Source organism: Bradyrhizobium sp. (genome assembly GCF_049581145.1).
Taxonomy (GTDB): domain Bacteria; phylum Pseudomonadota; class Alphaproteobacteria; order Rhizobiales; family Xanthobacteraceae; genus Bradyrhizobium.
Window position 1 is genome coordinate 1 of record NZ_JBAURI010001090.1, and the last position, 3,192, is coordinate 3,192.

A 3,192-nucleotide genomic window follows, 5' to 3' on the forward strand; every position below is an offset into this window, starting at 1 on the left:
GGCCAAAGGTGCATTTCACGCCTCTGAGCCGAGCGCGACTGAAGGTCGCCGGGAGAGTCCAAACCCGACCGTCAGCGGCGCTGGAAGATCGCCTTGGCGACATCGCCGATCGCTTCGACCTCTTCATCCATGCCCTCGAAGCAGACGATCCGGCACGGACAGGCTTCGAGGCCTTCGTAGCGCCAGGGAAACGCGCCGATGATCGCACGCTTGTTGAGCATCTTCTCGATATCGCCGCCGACATTTTCGGCGTGGATCAGCCCCTCCTGGAAGGCATAGGAATGGAAGGGAAACATGTCCTCGGTGACTGTGCGGCCCGACTTCTTGTGAACATAGCTGTATTCGCCGAAGAACGCATCGCAGCTCATGCCGACCTTGGCTTCGAAACGTTTGGCGAGATCGGGACGCATCAGGCGGATCGAGGTGTTCATGGCGTGATCGCCGGAGCCGCAATCGATACCGAACCATTTGATCTTCTTCTCAAGCATCCATTCGAGCAACTCGATCTTGCCGCCGGGATGCATGCAGAAGTAGCGCACCAGGTCCTGCTGGGTCTGTCCCTCCCAATAGCGGTGCCAGCCGGTATGCAGGATCAGGATGTCGCCCTCCTTCACCTCGACCGGCGCCGCCTCGATCATCTCGGGCGTGATCACCGCCCAGTCGTCCATGTGGGCGGAGACATCGACGACGGCGCCCGGGCCGACCAGAAAATCCAGCGGGTAGGACGCCATGTCGCCCATGCCGTCAGTGCCGTGCATCGCGCCGTCGATGTGGGTGCCGACATGAAGGGCCATGTCGATGCGCTGCGCGACGATCATCTTGGTCTGCAGATTCTGCGCGTAGTACATCTTGTTGCCGGCATATCCGACCCACCCGGGCGTATGCACGTTCATCAGATGGGTCATGTCGACGATCTTCATGGCTTCTCTCGGTCAGGTGTTCGATTGGGTCCCGCGAAACCAGGATTTGAAGAGTCCCCGCAACGCCGTCAGCAGCAGCGCAAGCCCGCCGATCGGACGCGCGGTCGGCGCGGTGATGCCCTCGGATCGCGCCGCCTCGGGCGCAGCTGAGCTCGCCTGCGGCCGATTGGAGCCAAACGAGGCTTCCGCATTGGCGACAAAATTGGCGACCAGCGCATTGGCGATCTCGGTGATGAGACCGGTGCGGCCGAACTGGGCGATGGTGCCGGATAGCTGGACATCGGAATCGACCACCAACGCCGTCCGCTCGCCATCGGCCCTCAAGGCGCAATCCATCGTCATCTTGCCGCGACTCGCCCCCTTGCGGTCGATGCCTTTGCCCTCGAGCGAGACCAGCTTGTTGGTCTCGTCATAGCGAACCTGCGCCTCGCCCTCGAAGCTGGCCTGGAACGGGCCGACCTTTGCCGAGACTTTGCCCGCATGCCGGCCGTCCTGCGTCGGACCGATGTAGTCCGCGCCCGGCAAGCAACCGGCAACCTTTGGTATGTCGTGCAGGAAGCTCCAGACCTCGTCGAGCGGCCGGGCGATGACGAATTCCTGATGCAGCTTCACAACAAGGCTCGCCGCTGGCTATGTCGCAGCCGCAGGCGGCGCGGCATCGGCGGGCAGTGCCCCGGCCGCCTTCAACAACGGCACGTCGGCGGGGCTGGGGCCGCCGACACTGACGATATTGCTGCCGCGATCCGCCTTGACGGCATGCTTGATGCCGACCGGAACATGGACGACACACCCGGCGTGGAAGGGCAGCGCGATGTCGTTGGTGTAGTCGTGGATCGTCCCCTCGCCTTCGAGGATGAAGATCGTGTCCTCCGACTGGACATGAATATGCGGGACATTGGCCTCGCCGGGCTCGAGCCTCACGTAATTCAGGTTCGCATCCCATGCGCCGACCCCGGGCCAGATCACGAAGCGCGCATCCTTCGAGATCAGCGGCAACCGCAGCGAAGGATGGTCGCGGTGAAACACGCGAATGGCCATGCGATCAACCCTCCCTTGACGTGAGATTTGCGTAGAGCGCCGGATCCGGCGGGCAAGGCCCGCCGATGACCTTGATTCCGCCATCACCCGCCTCGATGCGATAACCATCGCCGGCGTCGATATGGACCATGTTGCCTTCGGCGAGGTCGAAACGCGAACCGGCCTCCGTTCCGACGATCGCGCCTTCGCCCTCGATCACGTAATAGACGCAATCCGAGCCATGGCTGAGGTCGATCGTGCACGCGTTCTGCTGCAGCGAGACCAGTTGAAAACTGCGGAAGCTCGCGCCGTTGTGCGGTGACAGCACAACCTTCGCGTTGCCCTCGCCGCGAACGATCGGTATTTCTGGAGCGTCGACGGCGCTGTCGATGACGCGGACTTGGGATAATGGGACACCGGCCATCGCCGCCTGCTTTTTGAATATCGATGAAGTTATTTTAGTATAATCAAAGTAGCCCGGCATGCAACGTCTTCTTTGCGGGGACGGCAAACGGCGCGAGGAGCGTCAAAAAGATGAGCGAATCCGAGACCGAGGCGGCTATCGAGCCGTTGCCACAAGTGTCCGGGGAAATCGCCGAGACCACGGCGAACACCCTCGCCGCCATGGGCTCGCGGATCCGCGAATTGCGGCAGACGCGCGGGCTGACTTTGCAGGAACTTGCCGATGTATCCGGGCTCAGCACCTCGATGCTCAGCCTGGTCGAGCGCGGGCGAGCGTCGCCGTCGATCGGCTCGCTGATCGTGATTGCGAACGCACTCGGCGTCACGATGTCGGACCTTTTGGTCAACGGTCCCGATAGCGAGGAGAAGATCGTGGTGCGCGCCTCGGAGGGGCGCGTGGTGGAAACCGCGCAACATGTGGTCCGGCGGCTGATGCGCGAAGACCGCGCCCGCGGCGTCTCCGTCGCCGTCAACGAATACGCGCCGCACACCGGCAGTGCGGAACATCCCATCACCCATGAAGGCTTTGAATATGGCTTCGTGCTGCAGGGCGAACTCACGGTCGAAGTCGACGGCACCAGGCATGTGCTGCGGCAAGGCGACCTCATCGCCTACAGTTCGCGCCGCAAGCACAAGATCTGGAACCACGGCCGCATCAAGGTGCGCACGCTCTGGTTCAACCTCGACCGCGACTGATCGCTCGTCCATCGTCACTCCGCCATGAAGGCCCGCAGCCGATCGGGCGTGATCGGCAGCTCCTTGATGGTGCCCGGCGGCTTTTGCACGGCCGACT

Annotated in this window: 5 protein-coding genes; 1 reads left to right on the forward strand and 4 read right to left on the reverse strand. The window is 62.8% G+C overall.

Going from position 1 to position 3,192, the window contains the following annotated elements; all coding sequences use genetic code 11:
- Positions 1-71: 71 nt before the first annotated feature.
- From WCB02_RS35125 to WCB02_RS35140, 4 genes are read right to left on the reverse strand one after another with little or no spacing between them, the layout of a single operon-like run.
- Entirely contained in the window at positions 72-920 is an 849-nt protein-coding gene (locus tag WCB02_RS35125; protein WP_423965930.1) for a cyclase family protein, read from the reverse strand.
- A 12-nt stretch (positions 921-932) separates the two neighbouring features.
- Positions 933-1,532: an SRPBCC family protein gene (locus tag WCB02_RS35130; RefSeq protein ID WP_423965932.1), complete on the reverse strand. Its 600-nt coding sequence runs from the start codon at positions 1,530-1,532 to the stop codon at positions 933-935.
- 18 nt (positions 1,533-1,550) lie between these two features.
- Positions 1,551-1,958 (reverse strand): cupin domain-containing protein, encoded by a 408-nt coding sequence (locus WCB02_RS35135; protein ID WP_423965934.1) that lies wholly within the window; start codon positions 1,956-1,958, stop codon positions 1,551-1,553.
- A gap of 4 nt (positions 1,959-1,962) precedes the next feature.
- A complete protein-coding gene (locus tag WCB02_RS35140) occupies positions 1,963-2,361 on the reverse strand; it encodes a hypothetical protein (protein WP_423965936.1) in 399 nt (132 codons plus the stop codon).
- A gap of 110 nt (positions 2,362-2,471) precedes the next feature.
- On the opposite strand from WCB02_RS35140, the gene WCB02_RS35145 reads away from it, so the two are divergent.
- Positions 2,472-3,095: a helix-turn-helix domain-containing protein gene (locus WCB02_RS35145; RefSeq protein ID WP_423965939.1), complete on the forward strand. Its 624-nt coding sequence runs from the start codon at positions 2,472-2,474 to the stop codon at positions 3,093-3,095.
- Positions 3,096-3,192 lie beyond the last annotated feature (97 nt).